The 20,212-nt window shown below is 65.1% G+C and carries 18 protein-coding genes; 10 read left to right on the top strand and 8 right to left on the bottom strand.

The window, feature by feature from the left end:
- Window positions 1-8 precede the first annotated feature (8 nt).
- Entirely contained in the window at window positions 9-845 is an 837-nt protein-coding gene (locus tag B7P44_RS31250; protein ID WP_084909684.1) for an EamA family transporter, read from the bottom strand.
- 123 nt (window positions 846-968) lie between these two features.
- Between B7P44_RS31250 and selD the strand changes: the two genes are divergently transcribed.
- The 3 genes from selD (at window position 969) to B7P44_RS31235 (ending at window position 3,950) form a co-directional block, all read left to right on the top strand.
- The gene (gene selD, locus B7P44_RS31245; protein WP_084910129.1) at window positions 969-2,033 is read left to right on the top strand and encodes a selenide, water dikinase SelD; all 1,065 of its coding nucleotides are present in this window, start codon (window positions 969-971) and stop codon (window positions 2,031-2,033) included.
- A 67-nt stretch (window positions 2,034-2,100) separates the two neighbouring features.
- Window positions 2,101-2,691, top strand: a complete 591-nt coding sequence (locus tag B7P44_RS31240; protein ID WP_084909683.1) for a LysE family translocator — start codon at window positions 2,101-2,103, stop codon at window positions 2,689-2,691.
- Between the two features lie 191 nt (window positions 2,692-2,882).
- Entirely contained in the window at window positions 2,883-3,950 is a 1,068-nt protein-coding gene (locus B7P44_RS31235; protein ID WP_084909682.1) for a purine-nucleoside phosphorylase, read from the top strand.
- Window positions 3,951-4,126: 176 nt separating this feature from the next.
- Here the strand turns inward: B7P44_RS31235 and B7P44_RS31230 are convergent, their stop codons facing one another.
- Window positions 4,127-4,420: a DUF4148 domain-containing protein gene (locus B7P44_RS31230; RefSeq protein ID WP_084909681.1), complete on the bottom strand. Its 294-nt coding sequence runs from the start codon at window positions 4,418-4,420 to the stop codon at window positions 4,127-4,129.
- A gap of 295 nt (window positions 4,421-4,715) precedes the next feature.
- Window positions 4,716-5,402, bottom strand: coding sequence for a response regulator transcription factor (locus B7P44_RS31225; RefSeq protein WP_084909680.1), 687 nt, complete (start codon window positions 5,400-5,402; stop codon window positions 4,716-4,718).
- Between the two features lie 324 nt (window positions 5,403-5,726).
- Between B7P44_RS31225 and B7P44_RS31220 the strand changes: the two genes are divergently transcribed.
- On the top strand, window positions 5,727-6,041 hold the full coding sequence (locus tag B7P44_RS31220; protein WP_084909679.1) for an H-NS histone family protein: 315 nt from the start codon (window positions 5,727-5,729) through the stop codon (window positions 6,039-6,041).
- A gap of 265 nt (window positions 6,042-6,306) precedes the next feature.
- Window positions 6,307-7,014, top strand: coding sequence for a hypothetical protein (locus tag B7P44_RS31215; protein WP_096645255.1), 708 nt, complete (start codon window positions 6,307-6,309; stop codon window positions 7,012-7,014).
- A gap of 40 nt (window positions 7,015-7,054) precedes the next feature.
- Here B7P44_RS31215 and ceoR read toward each other — a convergent pair whose 3' ends face one another.
- Window positions 7,055-8,059 carry a putative multidrug efflux transcriptional regulator CeoR gene (gene ceoR / locus B7P44_RS31210; RefSeq protein WP_084909678.1) on the bottom strand — a complete coding sequence of 335 codons (1,005 nt, stop codon included), beginning with the start codon at window positions 8,057-8,059 and terminating at the stop codon, window positions 7,055-7,057.
- A gap of 169 nt (window positions 8,060-8,228) precedes the next feature.
- Here ceoR and B7P44_RS31205 point away from each other — a divergent pair, with 169 nt between their 5' ends.
- From B7P44_RS31205 to opcM, 4 genes are read left to right on the top strand one after another with little or no spacing between them, the layout of a single operon-like run.
- Window positions 8,229-9,092, top strand: a complete 864-nt coding sequence (locus B7P44_RS31205; protein ID WP_084909677.1) for an alpha/beta hydrolase — start codon at window positions 8,229-8,231, stop codon at window positions 9,090-9,092.
- Between the two features lie 52 nt (window positions 9,093-9,144).
- Window positions 9,145-10,359 carry an efflux RND transporter periplasmic adaptor subunit gene (locus tag B7P44_RS31200; RefSeq protein WP_084909676.1) on the top strand — a complete coding sequence of 405 codons (1,215 nt, stop codon included), beginning with the start codon at window positions 9,145-9,147 and terminating at the stop codon, window positions 10,357-10,359.
- 45 nt (window positions 10,360-10,404) lie between these two features.
- Complete coding sequence (ceoB, locus tag B7P44_RS31195; protein ID WP_084909675.1) at window positions 10,405-13,605, top strand: multidrug efflux RND transporter permease subunit CeoB; 3,201 nt, start codon at window positions 10,405-10,407, stop codon at window positions 13,603-13,605.
- Window positions 13,606-13,615: 10 nt separating this feature from the next.
- The gene (opcM, locus tag B7P44_RS31190) at window positions 13,616-15,148 is read left to right on the top strand and encodes a multidrug efflux transporter outer membrane subunit OpcM (protein ID WP_084910128.1); all 1,533 of its coding nucleotides are present in this window, start codon (window positions 13,616-13,618) and stop codon (window positions 15,146-15,148) included.
- A gap of 286 nt (window positions 15,149-15,434) precedes the next feature.
- Here opcM and B7P44_RS36880 read toward each other — a convergent pair whose 3' ends face one another.
- The 3 genes from B7P44_RS36880 to B7P44_RS31175 all read right to left on the bottom strand — a co-directional run bounded on the left by B7P44_RS36880 (window position 15,435) and on the right by B7P44_RS31175 (window position 18,651).
- Window positions 15,435-16,535: a hypothetical protein gene (locus tag B7P44_RS36880; RefSeq protein ID WP_133118073.1), complete on the bottom strand. Its 1,101-nt coding sequence runs from the start codon at window positions 16,533-16,535 to the stop codon at window positions 15,435-15,437.
- A 9-nt stretch (window positions 16,536-16,544) separates the two neighbouring features.
- Window positions 16,545-17,729, bottom strand: a complete 1,185-nt coding sequence (locus tag B7P44_RS31180) for a hypothetical protein (protein ID WP_084909673.1) — start codon at window positions 17,727-17,729, stop codon at window positions 16,545-16,547.
- Window positions 17,730-18,054: 325 nt separating this feature from the next.
- Window positions 18,055-18,651, bottom strand: coding sequence for a TetR/AcrR family transcriptional regulator (locus tag B7P44_RS31175; RefSeq protein ID WP_084909672.1), 597 nt, complete (start codon window positions 18,649-18,651; stop codon window positions 18,055-18,057).
- Between the two features lie 124 nt (window positions 18,652-18,775).
- Here B7P44_RS31175 and B7P44_RS31170 point away from each other — a divergent pair, with 124 nt between their 5' ends.
- Window positions 18,776-19,204, top strand: a complete 429-nt coding sequence (locus tag B7P44_RS31170; RefSeq protein ID WP_084909671.1) for a Tautomerase enzyme — start codon at window positions 18,776-18,778, stop codon at window positions 19,202-19,204.
- Window positions 19,205-19,268: 64 nt separating this feature from the next.
- Here the strand turns inward: B7P44_RS31170 and B7P44_RS31165 are convergent, their stop codons facing one another.
- Window positions 19,269-20,159: a LysR family transcriptional regulator gene (locus B7P44_RS31165; protein ID WP_084909670.1), complete on the bottom strand. Its 891-nt coding sequence runs from the start codon at window positions 20,157-20,159 to the stop codon at window positions 19,269-19,271.
- Between the last annotated feature and the right edge of the window lie 53 nt (window positions 20,160-20,212).

Here is a 20,212-nt window from a genome sequence, read left to right as displayed (position 1 = left end):
GCGTGCGATCACAGCCGGATCAGCGCCGCGCCCGCGACGACCAGCGCGCACGCGACGAGGCGCTGCGCGCCCGGTCGCTCGCGCATCGCGAACCAGCCGATCGCGACCGCGAAGATCGAGCTCGTCTCGCGCAGCGCCGACACGGTCGCGACCGGCAGGTGGCGGTACGCGAGCACGACGATCCCGTATGCGACCAGCGAGATCGTGCCGGCCACGACGCCCTGCCGCAGCGCGTCGCGCGACCCGAGCACGCTGCGCGGGCCGCCGCGCACCGCGCACACCAGCAGGATCTGCGGCACGCTCCACAGCAGGTACACCCATGCGATGTAGCCGAGCGCGCTGCCCGCGACGCGCGCGCCGATGCCGTCGCAGATCGAATACGCGGCGATGAACACGCCGGTCAGCAGCGCATACGGCACGCTTTCGCCGGAGAACTTCAGCCCGCGCCGCAGCGCGAGCGACATGATGCCGAGCGACACCAGCGCGATGCCGGCGAAGCCGAGCGGCGTCGGCCGCTCGTGCAGCGCGGCGAACGCGAGCACCGACACGAGCAGCGGCGACAGGCCGCGCGCGATCGGGTAGATCTGCCCGAACTTGCCGCTGCGGTACGCGCGCGCGAGCGTGAAGCAGTACGCGACCTCGAGCGCGGCGGACCCTGCGACATACGGCCACGCGGCGCGATCCGGCGCCGGCAGCAGCCACGCGCCCGCGATGCCGAACGCGAGATACGGCAGCGACATCGTGCCGAGCTGCGCGAGCCGGTCTTCGCTGACGTGCAGGAAGGCGTTCCAGACGGCGTGCAGCAGCGCCGAGCACAGCACGAGGCCGATGAAGAGGTGGTCCATGAAAGACGGTCGGACGGTCGACGGGGAGGGTGGACGGAGGCAGCGCCGTCATTATCTGGGCGGCGGGCACGCCGGCGCGGAATTGTCGATAATAGGACGTTGCTATTCACCCCGATGCCGACGATGACCGAAGCCACCCAGACCCCGCCCGCCGTTCCGCGCCTCACGAGCCTGTCTCATGGAGGCGGCTGCGGCTGCAAGATCGCGCCTGGCGTGCTGTCCGAGCTGCTGAAGCGCGCGACGCCGCCCGCCCTGTTTCCGGACCTGCTCGTCGGCACCGAAACCTCCGACGATGCCGCGGTCTACCGCCTGAACGACGAGCAGGCGATCGTCGCGACCACCGATTTCTTCATGCCGATCGTCGACGATCCGTTCGATTTCGGGCGCATCGCGGCGACCAACGCGCTGTCCGACGTCTACGCGATGGGCGGCAAGCCGCTGCTCGCGCTTGCGCTGGTCGGCATGCCGATCAACGTGCTGCCGCACGAGACGATCGCGGCGGTGCTGCGCGGCGGCGAGTCCGTGTGCGCGGACGCCGGGATTCCGGTCGCGGGCGGCCATTCGATCGACTCGGTCGAGCCGATCTACGGGCTCGCGGCGATCGGCGTCGTGCATCCGTCGCGCGTGAAGCGCAATGCGGCGGCGCGCGCGGGCGACGTGCTGGTGCTCGGCAAGCCGCTCGGCGTCGGCGTGCTGTCCGCGGCGCTGAAGAAGAACCAGCTCGACGACGCCGGCTACGCGCAGATGATCGCGACCACGACCAAGCTGAACCGGCCGGGCACCGAGCTGGCCGCGCTGCCGGGCGTGCACGCGCTGACCGACGTGACCGGCTTCGGCCTGCTCGGCCACACGCTCGAGCTCGCGCGCGGCGCGGGGCTCACGGCGCGCGTGAACTACGCGGCGCTGCCGTGGCTCGCGGGCGTCGAGGCGTTCGCGGCGGCCGGCGTGTTCACCGGCGCGTCGGGCCGCAACTGGGCGGCCTACGGCGCGGACGTGCGGCTCGGCGACGCGCTGCCCCCGGTCGCGCAGGCGCTGCTGACCGATCCGCAGACGTCGGGCGGCCTGCTCGTCGCGTGCTCGCCCGATGCGGTCGACGACGTGCTCGCGTGCTTCCGCGCGGACGGTTTCGATCGCGCGGCGGTGATCGGCGAGATGACGGACGGGCCGGGTCGCGTCGACGTCGCCTGACGCGCTTGCACCGAACATTTTTGCGCTCGCTAGAATCGGCGTTTTCCATCGAAGACGTCGATTCCCGATGAACGACTTCCTGTTCGGGCTGATGATCGCGCTGTCGGTCGGCCCCGTCGCACTGATGATCGCGAACTACGGGATGCGCGCCGGCACCGCGAGCGGCGTGCGCGCGGCGGCCGGCGTCGCGACGGCCGACGGTTGCTATGCGGTCGTCGCCTTCACGATCGGCGCGCTGCTCGCGAGCACGCTCGCGTCGCACCTGTCGCTGTTCCGCCTGGCCGGCGCGCTCGTGCTGCTCGCGATGGGCGCGCGGATGATGTGGCAGGCGTTGCGGGATCGCCGCCGCACGCTCGACGGCGACGCGCCTGCACCCGGCAGCCGCCCGTTCACGTCGATGTTCTTCGTCACGCTCGCGAACCCGCTCACGATCCTGCTGTTCTACGGCTACGCGACGGCTGCCGCCGCCGCGCATCGTCACTGGCTGATCGGCGCCGCGTGCGTGTTCGCGGGCAGCCTCACCGGCCAGCTCGTGTTCGCGTTCGGCGGCAGCGCGATCGGCCGGCTCGTCACGTCGCCCGCGCTGCTCGCCGCGAGCCACGTCGTCGCGGCGCTCGTCGTGCTCGGGTACGGGGTCGCGGGGCTCGCGCGGCTGTAGCCGACGCTCGCCCCGATAGCATTCCTCACGTTCTCGCGGAACCGGTCGCACCGCGTTGCTGCGTGTTCGGCCCACCATTGCGCATCGCAATCGAGTTCCGCATCGGACACCGGCCGTTCTATACTCCGTCGCGCAGTCTCCGAGAGTCGTTCACACTCAACATCACCAACACAAAGACACAAAGGACACTGATGCTGACTCGCTCCATTCTTTCCGCCGCCGCATTTTCGCTCGCGGCCTGCGCGACCGCGCCGTCGATCGCGCAGGGCAACAACGCGGACCAGGCATTTGCCGACACCGGTGCACAGGGCCGCCCGGTCAAGGTCATGATCATCACGATGTTCGCGCCGGAAGGCCAGGCCTGGCTCGACCGCCTCGGCCCGTGGCGCGACGTGACGGTGCCGGGCCTGTCGCCCGATTACCCCGCGGTCCACTGCAACAAGCAGGACGTATGCGTGATGACGACCGGCATGGGCTATGCGAACGCCGCGGCGTCGATCATGGCGCTGACGTTCTCGCAGCGCTTCGATCTGCGCCGCACGTATTTCCTGGTCTCCGGCATCGCGGGCGTCGATCCCGCGCAAGGGACGGTGGGCTCCGCCGCGTGGTCGAAATACCTCGTCGATTTCGGCCTGCAGTGGGAGCTCGACGCGCGTGAAATTCCCACCGGCTGGAACAGCGGCTATCTCGGCATCAATACGAAGAGCCCGAGCGACAAGCCGCCGCTCGACTACCGCAGCGAAGTGTTCCAGCTGAACCCGCAGCTGGCCGACGCCGCGTACGCGCTGTCGCGCAACGTCGTGCTCGCCGACAGCGCGCAGGCGCAGGCCGCGCGCGCGAAATTCAGCTACGCGCCCGCGAACCAGCCGCCTTCGGTGATCCGCTGCGACACGTCGTCGGGCAATACGTGGTTCTCGGGCACGCTGCTCGGCGAGCGCGCGCGGCAATGGACGAAGATCCTGACGGACGGCAAGGGCACCTACTGCATGACCGCGCAGGAAGACAACGCGACCTTCGAGGCGCTCAAGCGCGCGGCGAGCGTGAAGCGGGTGGACCTGTCGCGCGTCGCGGTGCTGCGCACCGGCTCCGACTTCGACCGGCCGTATGCGGGCCAGACGAGCGTCGACAACCTGCTGAACTACGCGGACCAGGGCGGCTTCGTCCCGGCGACCGAGAACCTGTACCGCGCGGGCAATCCGCTCGTGCAGGACATCGTGTCGCACTGGGGCGAATGGCGCGACGGCGTGCCGCGCCGTTGACCGTGCGTCAGTGCGATTGCGGGCGGAACGGCGTCCAGACCGGCGTATCGCTGTCCCAGTGATCGAGCGGCGAGGGCAATTGATCGTTCATGACAAGCTCCTGCAACGAATTGGCTGACTGATTGATGCGAACACGACGCCGCGCGCGGGGCGACCCGATGCGCGGCGTCGTCCGTTTACCGGCCCGCGCCGGCGAGCTGGTTGCCTTCCGGCGTTGCGCGATACGGGCGCGGCACGAGGTCGAGCCCTTGTGCGTACGACGTGGCCTTGCGGATGTACGCGACGGTCCCGTCGCGTTGCGCCTGTTCGAGTTCCGCGCGGACTTCGGCGCGGGTGCGCGGGCCGTTGCTTTGCGTGTACCACGACGTGTTGCCGTAATCGCCGGCGTGGCCCGTGTTGGTGTCGGCGAAAGCCGGCGCGGACACGACGAGTGCGAGGGCAAGGGCGGAGAGCAGACCGCGGCGTTTCATGATGGGACTCCTGTCGATTCGATGCGCATGTTGCTGCGCGACAGGATCTACTCTAGGAGCACGAGCGCCGCCGATAAATGGTGTTGCGGTGAATTGAATTGTCGCCTCAGTGGAACAATCGGAAACCGCACCGTGGATAGGGATTTCGCGGAACGCCTTGCCGCGCGAGGCTGGGCGAGGCGCGGCGCGTGCCGTTTCGGGGGCGCAGTGCGTGCCGCGTAATTCGATTGGTACTATCGGCGCAATAGTCTTGTGCGGATCGAGGAGAGAGCGCACATGCTGCGATGCGGCGTCGTCAGGCCGCTTCGAGCCGGTAGCCGAGCGTGTAGATCGTGCTGAGCCGCACGCCGTTCGCCGGATGGAGCGCGAGCTTCATCCGCAGCCGGTAGATGTGCGTGTCGAGGCTGCGGGACACGCCGGCCATATCGCGTCCCCACAGCGAGCGTATCAGCTCGTCGCGCGGCATGATGCGCCCGAGATTGCGAAACAGCAGCACGGCGAGATCGAATTCGCGCGGCGTCAGCCTGACCGGCACGTCATGCAGCAGCACGGTCCGCGCCTTCGTGTTGATCCGGTAGCCGCCGACGTCGAGCACGTTCTGCTGGACGCCGCCGCCGTGGTACGCGCGGCGCAGCAGCGCATTGACCCGCGCCAGCAGTTCGAACTCGTTGACCGGCTTGACCATGTAGTCGTCGGCGCCCGCGTTGATTGCGGAGTACATCACGTCCTCCCGCACGCGATTCGTCAGGAACAGGATCGGCAGGCGCCCGCCGATGCGTTCGCGGGTCCATCTGAGCACCTCGAATCCGGACAGCCCCGGCACCAGCCAGTCGAGGATCAGCAGATCGACGACAGCGCTTTCCAGATGACGGATCGCATGGTGGCCGTTGCTGACCGCATGCACGTGGTATCCCGATTTTTCCAGTATTGCGGTGATCAATTCGACATAAGCTTTGTCGTCCTCGAGATATAGAACGTTCATCTTCAGTACTCCTTCGGTAGCGAGCGAATCGATCGGGCTGCATCGGGCGTATGAGGGGAGAGGCTCACGATTCGCGTGAAACCGGCCGGAAACGGGCAATCAGTCGCGATATTCGCATCGGTGCTTGATTTAATTGTCAACAATTTTGAACGTTGAAAACGTTATCCAATAAGCAAGAGGCTGAATTTCGTCCATTTAAAAATCGCTGTCGATGGAGGTTTGTCGACAAAAGTTGTCAATTGGAACGGCTCGGACGATTACGCTTGGACGTGCCGTCATGGCGCCGATGCGACGACGGCGGCCGCGCGTTTTTCGGAGGCAGGCATGCTGATTTACAGATCGTTCATGGAAAAGAAGGCGCTGCTCGAAGAGCAGCTCGAGCGGGAGCGTCTCGCCATAGCGGCAACCGTGTTGCTCGAAGTGCGGCGGTGCATCGAAGAATTCGGGTTCAGCCATGACGTGGTTTTTCCGGGTATCGGTGCTCGGGGCAAGAAGCGTCGCGTGAAGTATTTCAATCCGCAGACCGGGCAGACGTGGTCTGGCGTCGGCCGGGAGCCGACGTGGCTGCGCGGTCAGGATCGCAGCCGGTTCGAGATCGATGCGCTGTCGGCTGAATCGCCTGAGGGTGAGGAATCCTGATCATCTGATGAATGAAGTGTCGCCTTATCGGTGTCGAGAGGAAGCAGCGTGTCGTATGCCGCATCGGCAGTTGCTGCTGCTGACGGGTGATGCGATGCGTGGGCGGAGGTTCGCCGTGCGACGGCCGCGAATGCGCTGCTGTCGCAGATGGAACCAGTTCCATTTAGTTATCTTACATTTTGTTTGTGACAGTTCTCGCTGTCAAGATCGACGTTCACGCCGGTTTGTGCGGGTGGACGGGGACACCACGGGGGTGCGAAATCGTATGAGCAATTGGGCAACCCAACAGGAAGGCGAGGTGCTGGCGCCCGATCAGGTGTGCGTCGGCATCAGCGTCGCGACCGAGATCGTCGAAATCTCCGTGTCGTCGCTGAGCGCGATCCTCGGATACCGGAACGAAACGTTCGGCATCGAGTCGCTGACCGATGCGATTGCCGAATGGTCGCCGGCGCTCGTCGTGCTGGAGGCGGCCGGCGGCTTCGAGGTCGAAGTGGCGTGCGCGCTGCAGGCCGTGCGGCTGCCGGTCGTGGTGGTCGATCCGCATCATGCCCGCGATTTCGTCGCGGGCGCGGCCGAGCGGCCACTCGAAGGGAAAGGGGTGCGCGCACGTGTGCTGGCGGAGCTGGCGTGCGCGCTCGTCCGGCATCCGTCTTGCGGTCGGATCGCCGCGCCGCTACCCGATCCGCAACTGCGATACGTGCAGGCGCTGGTGCAGCGCCGCCGGCAACTCGCGCGCACGCTGGTGGCCGAGTATCAGCTGCTGACGTGGTGCCACGCGAGCGTGCGCGGCGGCATCGAACAGACGATCGCGTTCCTGAAGAACCAGATCGGCGTGGTCGACCGCCATTGCGCGCGGCACGTGAGCGCGCAGCGCGCCGACGTTGCGCGGGCGCTGGTGCGAGTGAAGCGAACGGAGCGCGGCGCGCTCGCCGGCCGGGCCGGCGAATTCATGAGTGCTTGGCGGGCGAAGTGACGGGACGGGACGGCCGACGTGCGTCGGCCTTGCGCACTCCTTATGCGACCCACTCGTTGAGCACCGGCGTGTCGAGCGCCGGCGCGCGTTCCGCTTCCTCGAACGTGCGCTTGCTGCACGTCGCGTCGAGGCTGCCCTTGCCGCTCAGCAACGGACAGCGGTCGAACACCTCGGCGATCCAGTCGACGAACACGCGCACCTTCGGCGACAGGTGGCGGCTGTGCGGATAGACGACCGAGATCGGCATCGGCAGCGGCTTGATGCCGGGCAGGACTTCCTTGAGCCGGCCCTCGCGCAGGTGCGGCAGCACCATGAACAGCGGCGGCTGCACCAGCCCGAAGCCTTCGAGCCCGCACGTCAAGTACGCGTCCGCGTCGTTCACCGACACGACGCTGTCCATCTTGATCTCGACTTCCTTGCCGTCGATCAGGAACGTCCAGTCGATCACGCGGCCCGTGCGGCTCGAGAAGTAGTTGACGGCCTTGTGCTGGCTCAGGTCCTCGATCGACTGCGGCTCGCCGTACTTCTCGAGATAGGCGGGCGACGCGACCGACGTGCATTCGAACAGGCCGATGCGGCGCGCGACGAGCGACGAGTCCTGCAGCGCGCCGACCCGGATCACGCAGTCGACGCCTTCCTGCAGCAGGTCGACCGGGCGGTCCGACAGGCCGAGCTGCAGGTCGATGTCCGGGTAGCGCGAATGGAATTCGCATAGCGAAGGAATCACGAGCAGCCGCCCGATCGAGCCCGGCATGTCGATACGCAACTTTCCGTGCGGCTTGCGGTTGTTGTTCTGGAAGCTTGCCTCGGTTTCCTCGACGTCCGCGAGGATTCGCACGCAGCGCTCGTAATAGGCGGCGCCGTCGGGCGTCAGCGACAGCCGGCGCGTGGTGCGGTGCATCAGCCGCACGCCGAGGAAGGCCTCCAGGTTCTGGATGATCGTCGTGACGGATGCCCGCGGCAGGCCGAGCGTCTCCGCTGCCTTGGTGAAGCTGCTTGTGTCGACGACGCGTGTAAACACCTGCATGGCCTGAAGCCGGTCCATCGCAACCTCCGCATTTGACGGGCCGAACAAAGAGGCTGCGTTGCCTCGAAAGCAAACGCAGCCCGTGATTGTTCGGAGTCGTTGAATTGTGTTGCCGGATTATAGGCATTTATCCGGATGTCTGCCGGAGCCAGAATGCGTTCCATCTTGAAATGGATGCCGTTTCCTCATGGACGCCTCTGAATTCAGCAAATTCCTGAAAGCCGCGTTGCCGGCGGAACCCAGCGCCGGTGCGGCTCTGACGGTTACCGAGGTCGAAATTCCCGGCTACGCGCAGGACATCGCGCTGCGTCTGTACCGTCGCCCGGACAAGACCGGGCTGCCGGTAGTGCTTTATTTCCACGGCGGCGGGTTCGTGCGCGGCACGCTCGACGACGCCGATTTCGCCGCGCGCTTTTTAGCAGAACGCTTACCGGCGCTCGTCATCTCCGTCGATTATTCGCTCGCGCCGGCCTATCCGTTTCCGGCCGCGCCGGAGGACGCGTATCGCGCGGCGGTGTGGGCCGCGACCCGCGCCCGCGCGTTCGGCGGCAATCCGAAGAAGATCGGCGTGGCCGGCCACGACGCGGGCGGCCAGCTCGCGAACTGCCTCGCGTTCATCGCGCGCGACCGCGGCGAGGTGCCGATCGCCGCGCAGGCGCTGTTCGGCCCGATGCTCGACCCCAGCATGACGCGCATCGGCGACGCCGAGCGCCTCGCGTCCGACATCACCGCGCGCGAATGCGCGGCGTGCTATCGCGCGTACCTGCCGCAAGCGGCGCAGCGGATGCACCCGTACGCGGCGCCGCTCGAGTCGGTGCGGCTCGCGGGCCTGCCGCCGACGCTGATCGTCACCGCGCAGAACGACGTGCTGCACGTCGAGGCGGAAAAGTATGCGGGCTGCCTGATCGAATCCGGCGTGCTCACGCAGGTGATCCGCTATCCGGACATCACGCACGCGGCGCTCGCCACGCACGAACTCGCTTACGAGGAAGCCGTGCGCTTCTTCCAGTGCCGCTTCCAGGCGCGTCCACCGAACCGAATCGCGAATTGAACTGCGAATTGAACTGAATAACCAATCCAATCCACGTTCACTGGAGATCTAAATGGCCATCCTACGCACCCCTCGTTCCCGGATCGCAGCCGCGGTCGCGACGCTCGCCGTCGTCGGCCTGGGCACGTTCGGCGCGATCCGCGTCAGCGCGAGCGCGCCGGAGAAGCCGGCGGCGCCGCTGCCGGAAGTCGACGTCGCAACCGTCGTGCCGCAGACCGTGACGGACTGGCAGGCCTATTCGGGCCGCCTCGAAGCCGTCGAGAAGGTCGACGTGCGCCCGCAGGTGTCGGGCACGATCGTCTCGGTCAACTTCAAGGACGGCGCGCTCGTGAAGAAAGGCGACGTGCTGTTCGTGATCGACCCGCGCCCGTACCAGGCGGAAACCGACCGCGCGGCCGCGCAGCTCGCGGCCGCGCAGGCGCGCAACGGCTACGCGCAGAGCGACTGGCAGCGCGCGCAGCGGCTGATCGGCGACAACGCGATCGCGAAGCGCGACTACGACGAGAAGCAGAACGCGGCGCGCGAGGCGAGCGCGAACCTCAAGGCTGCCGACGCCGCGCTCGAGACCGCGCGCATCAACCTCGGCTATACGCGGATCACCGCGCCCGTGGCGGGCCGCGTGTCGCGCGCGGAGATCACGGTCGGCAACGTGGTGTCGGCGGGCGCATCGGCCGCGCCGCTGACGACGCTCGTGTCGGTGTCGCCGATCTACGCGTCGTTCGACGCGGACGAGCAGACCTACCTGCAATACATCGGCGGCGCGCGCGACGGCCGCAAGGTGCCGGTCGAGCTCGGCCTCGCGAACGAAGCCGGTTATTCGAGGAGCGGCGTGATCGACTCGGTCGACAACCGGCTCGACACGTCGTCCGGCACGATCCGCGTGCGCGCGCGCTTCGACAACGCGGACGGCTCGCTCGTCCCGGGCCTCTACGCACGCGTGAAAGTCGGCGGCAGCGCGCCGCACCAGGCGCTGCTCGTCGACGACGCGGCGATCAACACCGACCAGGACAAGAAGTTCGTGTTCGTCGTCGACCAGCAGGGCCGCGTGTCGTACCGCGAGGTGCAGCAGGGGATGCAGCACGGCAACCGGCGCGTGATCGTCAGCGGCCTCGCCGCCGGCGACCGCGTGATCGTGAACGGCACGCAGCGCGTGCGGCCGGGCGAGCAGGTCAAGCCGCACATGGTGCCGATGACGGGCGGCGATGCGCCGTCCGCGCCGCTCGCCGACAACGCGAAGCCTGCCGCGCCGGCCAAGGCGAATTCGTAAGCGCGCCAGCGCCACGCATTCGCGTCGAACCAGACAGAGCCAGCCATGAACATATCCAAATTCTTTATCGACCGGCCGATCTTTGCAGGAGTCCTATCGGTGATCATCCTGCTCGGCGGGGTGATCGCGATGTTCCTGCTGCCGATTTCGGAATACCCGGAAGTCGTGCCGCCGTCCGTCATCGTCAAGGCCCAGTATCCGGGCGCGAACCCGAAAGTGATCGCCGAGACGGTCGCGTCGCCGCTGGAGGAGCAGATCAACGGCGTCGAGGACATGCTGTACATGCAGTCGCAGGCGAACAGCGACGGCAACATGACGATCACCGTCACGTTCAAGCTCGGCACCGATCCGGACAAGGCCACGCAGCTCGTGCAGAACCGCGTGAACCAGGCGCTGCCGCGCCTGCCGGAAGACGTGCAGCGGCTCGGCATCACGACGGTGAAGAGCTCGCCGACGCTGACGATGGTCGTGCACCTGATCTCGCCGGACAACCGCTACGACATGACGTACCTGCGCAACTACGCGCTGATCAACGTGAAGGATCGCCTGTCGCGGATCCAGGGTGTCGGCCAGGTGCAGCTGTGGGGCTCGGGCGACTACGCGATGCGCGTGTGGCTCGATCCGCAGAAGGTCGCGCAGCGCGGCCTCGCCGCGGAGGACGTCGTGCAGGCGATCCGCGAGCAGAACGTGCAGGTCGCGGCCGGCGTGATCGGCGCGTCGCCGTCGCTGCCGGGCACGCCGCTGCAATTGTCGGTGAACGCGCGCGGCCGCCTGCAGACGGAAGAGGAGTTCGGCGACATCGTCGTGAAGACGACGCCGGACGGCGGCGTCACGCACCTGCGCGACATCGCGCGCATCGAGCTCGACGCGTCCGAGTACGGGCTGCGCTCGCTGCTCGACAACAAGCCGGCCGTCGCGATGGCGATCAACCAGTCGCCGGGCGCGAACTCGCTGCAGATCTCGGACGAGGTCCGCAAGACGATGGCCGAGCTGAAGCAGGACATGCCGGCGGGCGTCGACTACAAGATCGTCTATGACCCGACGCAGTTCGTGCGTTCGTCGATCAAGGCCGTCGTGCACACGCTGCTCGAAGCGATCGCGCTGGTCGTGATCGTCGTGATCGTGTTCCTGCAGACCTGGCGCGCGTCGATCATTCCGCTGATCGCGGTGCCGGTGTCGATCGTCGGCACGTTCTCGCTGCTGCTCGGCTTCGGGTATTCGATCAACGCGTTGTCGCTGTTCGGGATGGTGCTCGCGATCGGGATCGTCGTCGACGACGCGATCGTCGTCGTCGAGAACGTCGAGCGCAACATCGAGAGCGGGATGACCGCGCGGCAGGCGACCTACAAGGCGATGCAGGAGGTGAGCGGGCCGATCATCGCGATCGCGCTGACGCTCGTGGCCGTGTTCGTGCCGCTCGCGTTCATGTCGGGCCTGACCGGCCAGTTCTACAAGCAGTTCGCGATGACGATCGCGATCTCGACGGTGATCTCGGCGTTCAACTCGCTGACGCTGTCGCCGGCGCTGTCCGCGATCCTGCTGAAGGGCCACGGCGACAAGGAGGACTGGCTGACGCGCGTGATGAACCGCGTGCTTGGCGGCTTCTTCAAGCGCTTCAACAAGGTGTTCCATCTCGGCGCGGAGAACTACGGGCGCGGCGTGCGCGGCGTGCTGTCGAGAAAGGCGGTGATGCTCGGCGTGTACGTGGCGCTGGTCGGCGCGACCGTGATGGTGTCGAAGATCGTGCCGGGCGGCTTCGTGCCCGCGCAGGACAAGGAGTACCTGATCGCGTTCGCGCAGCTGCCGAACGGCGCGTCGCTCGACCGCACCGAGAAGGTGATCCGTGACATGGGCTCGATCGCGCTGAAGCAGCCGGGCGTCGAGAGCGCGGTTGCGTTCCCGGGGCTGTCGGTGAACGGCTTTACGAACAGCTCCAGCGCGGGCATCGTGTTCGTTACGCTCAAGCCGTTCTCGCAGCGGCACGGCAAGGCGCTGTCGGCCGGCGCGATCGCGGGTGCGCTGAACCAGCAGTACGGGGCGATCAAGGATTCGTTCGTCGCGGTGTTCCCGCCGCCGCCGGTGCTCGGTCTCGGCACGCTCGGCGGCTTCAAGCTGCAGATCGAGGATCGCGGCGCGGTCGGCTACGCGAAGCTCGCCGATGCGACCAACGACTTCATCAAGCGCGCGCAGCAGGCGCCGGAGCTGGGCCCGCTGTTCACGAGCTACCAGATCAACGTGCCGCAGCTCAACGTCGATCTCGACCGCGTGAAGGCGAAGCAGCTCGGCGTGTCGGTCACCGACGTGTTCAACACGATGCAGGTGTACCTCGGCTCGCTGTACGTGAACGACTTCAACCGCTTCGGCCGCGTGTACCAGGTGCGCGTGCAGGCGGATGCACCGTTCCGCCAGCGCGCGGACGACATCCTGCAGCTGAAGACGCGCAACGCCGCGGGCGAGATGGTGCCGCTGTCGTCGCTCGTCTCCGTGACGCCGACGTTCGGCCCCGAGATGGTGGTGCGCTACAACGGCTACACGGCCGCCGACATCAACGGTGGCCCGGCGCCGGGCTTCTCGTCGGGGCAGGCGCAGGCGGCGATCGAGCGGATCGCGCACGAGACGCTGCCGCGCGGCGTGCGCTTCGAGTGGACCGACCTCACGTACCAGCAGATCCTCGCGGGCAACGCGGCGATCTATGTGTTTCCGATCAGCGTGCTGCTCGTGTTCCTCGTGCTCGCCGCGCTGTATGAAAGCCTGACGCTGCCGCTCGCGGTGATCCTGATCGTGCCGATGAGCATTCTGTCGGCCTTGACGGGCGTGTGGCTCACGCAGGGCGACAACAACATCTTCACGCAGATCGGCCTGATGGTGCTGGTCGGGCTGTCGGCGAAGAACGCGATCCTGATCGTCGAGTTCGCGCGCGAGCTGGAGCACGACGGCAGGACGCCGCTCGAGGCGGCGATCGAGGCGAGCCGGCTGCGGCTGCGGCCGATCCTGATGACGTCGATCGCGTTCATCATGGGCGTCGTGCCGCTCGTCACGTCGACCGGCGCGGGGGCGGAGATGCGCCACGCGATGGGTGTCGCGGTGTTCTTCGGGATGCTCGGCGTGACGCTGTTCGGGCTGATGCTGACGCCGGTGTTCTACGTCGTGCTGCGCACGCTCGCGGGCGGCAAGATCCACGTCGCCGGCAAGGACTCGGCCGGCTACGGCGTGCCGGCTCCGGGCGTACCGGCTTCGGATGCTTGAGGACAACAACATGGATAACTCGAAGACTCAATCTGGCTTGATGCGCATCGCGAAGCTGGCGGCGGCGAGCGGCCTGCTCGTGTCACTGCTGGCCGCATGCGCGGTCGGGCCCGACTACAAGCGGCCGGATGTCGCGACGCCCGCCGCGTTCAAGGAAGCGCCGACGCTCGCACCGGGCGAGCAGGCCGGCACGTGGAAGACCGCCGAGCCGTCGGACGCCGCGCATCGCGGCGAATGGTGGAAGGCGTTCGGCGATCCGGTGCTCGATTCGCTCGAGGCGCAGGCGCTGGCCGCGAACCAGAACCTGAAGGCCGCGGCGGCGCGCGTCGAGGAAGCGCGCGCGTCGACCCGCGCGGCGCGTTCGCAGTGGTTCCCGCAGATTGGCGCCGGCTTCGGGCCGACGCGCCAGGGGCTTTCGTCGGCGTCGCAGTCCTTGCCGCAAGGCAGCGGCCCGACTACCTCGACGCTGTGGCGCGCGCAGGGCACGGTGTCGTATGAAGCCGACCTGTTCGGCCGCGTCGGCCGCAACGTCGAGGCGTCGCGCGCTGACCAGGCGCAGAGCGAAGCGCTGTTCCGCTCGGTGCAGCTCGCGCTGCAGGCGGACGTCGCGCAGAACTACTTCGAGCTGCGCCAGCTCGATTCGGACCAGGACCTGTACCGCCGCACGGTCGAGCTGCGCGATCAGGCGCTGAAGCTCGTGCAGCGCCGCTTCAACGAAGGTGACATCAGCGAGCTCGACGTGTCGCGCGCAAAGAATGAGCTGGCGACCGCGCAGGCGGATGCGGTCGGCGTCGCGCGTCGTCGCGCGGCGTCCGAGCATGCGCTTGCGATCCTGCTCGGCAAGGCGCCGGCGGATTTCGCGTTCAAGGAAACGCCGCTCGTGCCGGTCGCGGTGAAGGTGCCGGCCGGCCTGCCGTCGGCGCTGCTCGAACGGCGACCCGACATCTCGGCGGCCGAGCGCGCGATGGCGGCGGCGAACGCGCGGATCGGCCTCGCGAAGTCCGCGTACTTCCCGAAGCTAGACATCACCGGGGCGTTCGGCTATGAAGCGTCGACGCTCGGCAGCCTGTTCATGTGGTCGAGCCGTACGTTCCTGCTCGGGCCGTTCGCGGGCACCGCGCTGACGCTGCCGCTGTTCGACGGCGGACGGCGTGCGGCGGGTGTGCAGCAGGCGCGCGCGCAGTACGACGAGCAGGTCGCGAACTACCGGCAGCAGGTGCTCGTCGCGTTCCGCGAGGTCGAGGACAACCTCGCCGATCTGCGGCTGCTCGACGACCAGATCCGCGCGCAGGATGCGGCCGTCAACGCGTCGCGCCGCGCGGCGAAGCTGTCGCGCACGCAGTACCAGGAAGGTGAGGTCAGCTATCTCGATGTGATCGACAGCGAGCGTTCGGTGCTGGTGTCGCAATTGCAGGCGAATGCGCTGACGGGCACGCAGGCGGTGTCGACCGTGAACCTGATTCGTGCGCTGGGCGGTGGGTGGGGGGATGCGCCGGCGGCGGTTGGTGATGCGGCGCGCAAGGAGGATGTTGCTGCGCGTTGAGCAAGTGGTGCGCGTGGCGGCTTGTGACGGGCCGCCGGAACAGGCGCGTAGCGAAGAACCCCGATCCGTGGTGACGCGGATCGGGGTTTTTTGTCAGAACATCGAGGATTATCGGGGAGCGCGGGGCTGGCTGTCGGCGTTCGTCCAGGAAGCGTCACTCGTCCGTGGCGCCATCGGGACGTCCAAGCGTCTGTTCGGCGCCGGAAAGCGGCCATTGAACGTTGAATATGTTTTGTGGCTGAAGATCGGCGCTACAGCGCCGGATGGATTCCTGCTGCCGTGGAATTTAAGCCCCTGTCACTTCCACGTACTGTCCGAACGACTCTATCAGCAGAGACAGTATCGCTCGGATTTTCTTACCAAGGTCGTCGGGTGTGACGACTTCCTTGTCAAAAGTTTGATGTGCCAAGCGGTGGCGCAGTTCGGTGATTTTCTCAATGGCGTCAGCTTTGAGCTTTCTCACCGTGTCTTCGTCGGCATCAGGAGCTAATTCTCGATCAAGACACAGTTTTGCAAAAGCCGTCCCGCCATAATCGGCCGCAGCGCGTGCGCCATACTGATGGTTTACATTCCAGTTGAGGCTTGCCCTGCAATATTCGCGTAACTGCAACATTGATCCCGTAAATTCGAGCTGGGCTTTAAGAGACATCAGCCCCTTCATGGGGAAAAAGAATTCGAAGATTCTGTAAAGGGCTAGATACAGATGCTCTGGTCGTCGGCAGGATATAGCAAAATAAACCTGGTCGAAGAGCCAATCATGATCTTTCTCCGGCAAAGTTACCGCAAGCTCAGCAAAATCCAATCCATTTTGCCGTACGAGAGCATTGTCAATTTCTAGGTTTACTAACGCTTTAGAGACTAATACTCGATCACTCTCGACCCGAGACGGGTCATCCATGCTAAGTGACCACGTCTCCACTTTGGGAAGATAATCTTCCAAATCCGCCTCAAGAATTGGCTCTTTTGACGTGGTTGCACTCAGCAATATACGATTGGGAATTGGGCGTACGGCAGAAAGCCCCATTTCTATTATGAGGTCAAGTCGCTGCAAAAAGGTCGATTTCCCAATTTCGAACGGAAATAGAAACCCTGCTTCACTGGTTTCGAAGAAACCGCGAAGGTTGGCAATCATCACCTGTCGAGCCCCGGATTCGTCAACAATACGGAAGCGCCAGAGATCGACCTCATGCTGACTCGTCACTTTCGTTGACTCGAAACGGGTGATAAGCTGCTTTTCCTTCTCGGTTGGTTTCGAATCTGTCTTTACGAATGGCTGAATCCAAAAATTCTTGCGATTCAACCCAGCAACCTGTGCTGGGTCGGACGAATTTTGCACGAGCCAATCGAAAATATCATTCTGTATGAAATTTTTTATATTTTTACTCATTTTTCGACCCTAGCGCGCTTGCCAGCATGGGGTCATTGAGTTTTGCTTGATAACTTGCGCCGTCTTCTCCATGAGCACCGTGAACGCTTTCTTGTAGACGTTTCGTTGGTATTCACCTATCCGACTCGACTTTACTGTGAGTACTTGATTTAGGGTTCCCAGATCGAGAAATTCGGCGAGATCGGTATCAGATTTTTTCTTAAGAAAAGTAATGAGCTTATCCATTTGGGCGCGGACGATTTTGAGCTCGCTTTTCGCGGCCGCCAGATCGTAATCGAAGCCGGCCGCGCCCAACAATTTTTCCGCCACTGCGGCCATAAAACCAATAGAGCCAGGCGCAGAAGTGAAAATATCGCGACCCGCTTTGATTTTTGCCTCAGCTATGGCGCCCGCTTTCCTATTTGCGCGGTCAAAAGCACCGTCGACTGCGATCATCAATTTCATTGAGTCAATGAATAAAGGCATGAACTCTTCGTTCGCTGTCGCCTCAGTTATGTCGATCTTAGCGAACTCTTCAGCAACGCGCTCCTTGATATCTACGTCCGTAGATCGAGAGGTAAACGCCAAGAAAAGTTCAATAATCCGAGTGCTCCGATATTCGCCTGCCTGGGAACGACGGAACGTCTCATCCAAAGCAATAATTCTTGCCCCCGGGACGGACTGTTCGACCTTCTTTACGATCGGCCGATACAAGGTGTCCAACTGTCGCTTTAGATCCCAAGGTACTTGACCAGTATTGAGCACCAACATTCTATAAATCAAACTATCAACCTTCTTTGCGACCCATAACTCAATTCTTATCAGAGTTTTGTTGGCATTTAGCTTGGCGTCTTGCAAAGCAGTCGTGCGCTGCATGCCGTCGATAATCGACAGATCAACACTCTTCGCGCGAAGCAAGTCGACTAGTTCCTGTGAGGTCGTCAGTCGTTGAAGTTGACTCACGATCGTAGAAGCGCAAACGGCACCCACAACAATTGGCGGGATTACTGCGCCATTTTTTAGGTCGTTGACGAGCCGGCTCCGGATTTTCATGCCGGTCTTTGTAGTAATCGGGGCTCGCTGCCCGTCTAAGCCGCCTTGGTCTTCGTATGCTCCTGCAATGAGGGCAAAATAGTCAGTAAGAGTAACGGTCGCAAGCAGTGAGAGGCATTTGCTATTCTTGTCTTCCAAAATTACTAATGGTTGGCCGCTCAATTATTCGCTCCTCAGATGTCGGGCATAACGCTATGTCGAACCCCATCGCCTAGCTGATCGAGATGAAGGGGGTGACGTGAACAGCGCACTATATCGCAGGTGCGCCGGCTTGCGGTTAACCCCCTGTCCGTGGGGATGGCCTCGCCTAACCGTATGGCGCTCAAAGTGACGAGTCGGTTATCTGATGACCGGCTGGACAATCTAGGAACGAGTGACAGTTGTATCTTCGAAGCCGTCGTTAGCGTTCGGTCGGGCCGCAGGGCTGAAATGGGTTGGTAAGCGACATCCACGGAAATCCACGAAGAACCGTCTTATCTGCAGTCCGCTATTCCCGTTTCTCCGGCTGCGCCTCCTTGCCTTCCGCAATCACGACCGCATACCGCCCGACAGCATCTGCGATCCGCTCCGCCAGCGCGGGATCGCGCACCGCGCGCGCGAGCGTGGTGCCACCCGAAAGCAGCGCGAGAAACGCGATCGCGCGCGCATCGTCGGGCGCATCCCCCATCCCGGCCGACACTTCGTCGACGATCTGCCGCAACGCCTGTTCATAAGCATCGCGCGTGTCGTCATCGGCGCGCATCACTTCCGGCGACAGGCTCGGCAGCGCGCAACTCTCGCCGAGCGCGCAGGTGCGCCGCGGCCCCATATAGAACGACACGAACGGCGACCACCAGCGCGCGCCGTGCTCGGCCTTGAACGCCGCGACACCTTGCCGGAGCTGGTCGAGGCCGGCGAGGACCACATTGCGGAACGCTTCGCCTTTCGATTTGAAGTGGCCGTAGAACGCGCCGTTGGTGACGCCCGCCGCCTTCGTCAGCGGACCGATGCCGGAGCCGCCATACCCTTCCTCGCGGAACAGGCGGCTCGCGGCATCGAGGATGCGCGCGCGGGTTTCGTGCTTGTGCTCGATCGAATAACGCATGACTGGCTCGTTTCAGAGAGACCGCTCTTTATCTTGAATAGAGAGCGATCAGTGTCTAAGGTATAGAGAGTGACTGATATTTATATTACGTCACGATTCCGATGACCTGACCAGGAGGTGTGCGATGCCGATCACGCTGACAGTATCCGAAGGGGTTTTCACGCCGGACGACGAGGGGCCGGTGTTTGCCGAGCTGACCGATGCGCTGCTGGATGTCGAAGGACTGACCGGGAATGCGTTTCTGGCGCCGAACGTGGTGGGCACGCTCACCGTGCTGCCGCGGAACCGGACTTTCGTGCGCGGACGCGCGGATCTCGCGGCGTTCGTCGAACTGAAGCTGCCCGCCGTGGCGCTCGCGGCGCCCGACGCGCAGCGGCAATTCGTCGAACGGGCGACCGCGATCGTGCTGCAGCGAGCGGGCGGGCGGCTGACGCCGGCGCAGGTCTGGGTGAATGTCGTCCATGCGGTCGACGGCGGATGGGGCATCGCCGGACGACGCTACGACAACGCGTCGCTCGTCGATTCGATCCGGAGCGCCGCGGCGGCACAGTGACCGCAACTAACGGTCGACCCCGCCCGGCGCCGGCCAACGGTGCGACGGTATCCCGCCGCACCGGTCACACCTCGTCACCGGCCGCCCGCAGCGCGCGCACCAGCTCTCCGGCCGCCTTGCCGAGCCCCGTGTGCTTCGGCAAGCGCAGATACACGGGCAGCGCCAGGCCGTTGCGGATATTGGCGAACGTCAGCGGCGCGAGCTCGCCGTCGGCGACGTGACGCCCGATGACCAACTCGGGCAGGTTCGCCCAGCCGTGGCCGGCCTTCACGAGCGAGATCGCGGTGGCCATGTCGTCGACCTTCCACGTCCGGTTGCCGATCACGGGCCGGATGTCGGTCAACGGCCGATCCGCGTCGGCGATGACGATCTGCCGGAAGCCCGACAGCCGCTCGATCGCTTCCGGCCGCGCGCATTCGGCGATCAGCGGATGGTCCGGCGCGGCGACCGCGACGAGGGTCTCGGTCCACAGCGCATGAATCTGCTCCTGCGGATGGAGATCGAGCCCGCCGTAGGCGACGCAGAGATCCACGGCGGAACGGTGCAACGCGTCGACGATCACGTCCTGCAGCGCCGTGACGACGCTGATCGCGAGCGCGGGGTATTTCGCGGCGACGGCGGTCAGCGCCCGCGCGACGGGCGCGCCGTCGATCTCGGCGGCGATGCCGATCCGCAGCGTGTCTTCGACGCCTTCCGACAGGTGCTGCGCATGCGCGCGAAGCGCCTGCAGCCGTTCGGCGATCGAGCGCGCGTCGGGCAGCAGCGCCGCCATCGCCGCGGTCGGCGTGGGCTCGCGGGTGCCGCGGTCGAACAGCACGAGGCCCAGTTCGGCCTCGAGGTTCGCGATGGCCATGCTGACGGCCGACGGCGTGCGGCCCAGCGCGCGCGCCGCCGCGGAGAAGGAGCCTTTGTCGATGACGGTCAGCAGCATGTCGATGTGGTCGCTGGTGAGCACGGGAGGCCTCCTTTAAGCGAAATTGAAAGAACCTGACTTTTGCGGACCGCGGG

This window comes from Burkholderia ubonensis subsp. mesacidophila, assembly GCF_002097715.1.
In the GTDB taxonomy this organism is placed as follows: Bacteria; Pseudomonadota; Gammaproteobacteria; order Burkholderiales; family Burkholderiaceae; genus Burkholderia; species Burkholderia mesacidophila.
This window is presented reverse-complemented; position numbering and strand designations above follow the sequence as displayed.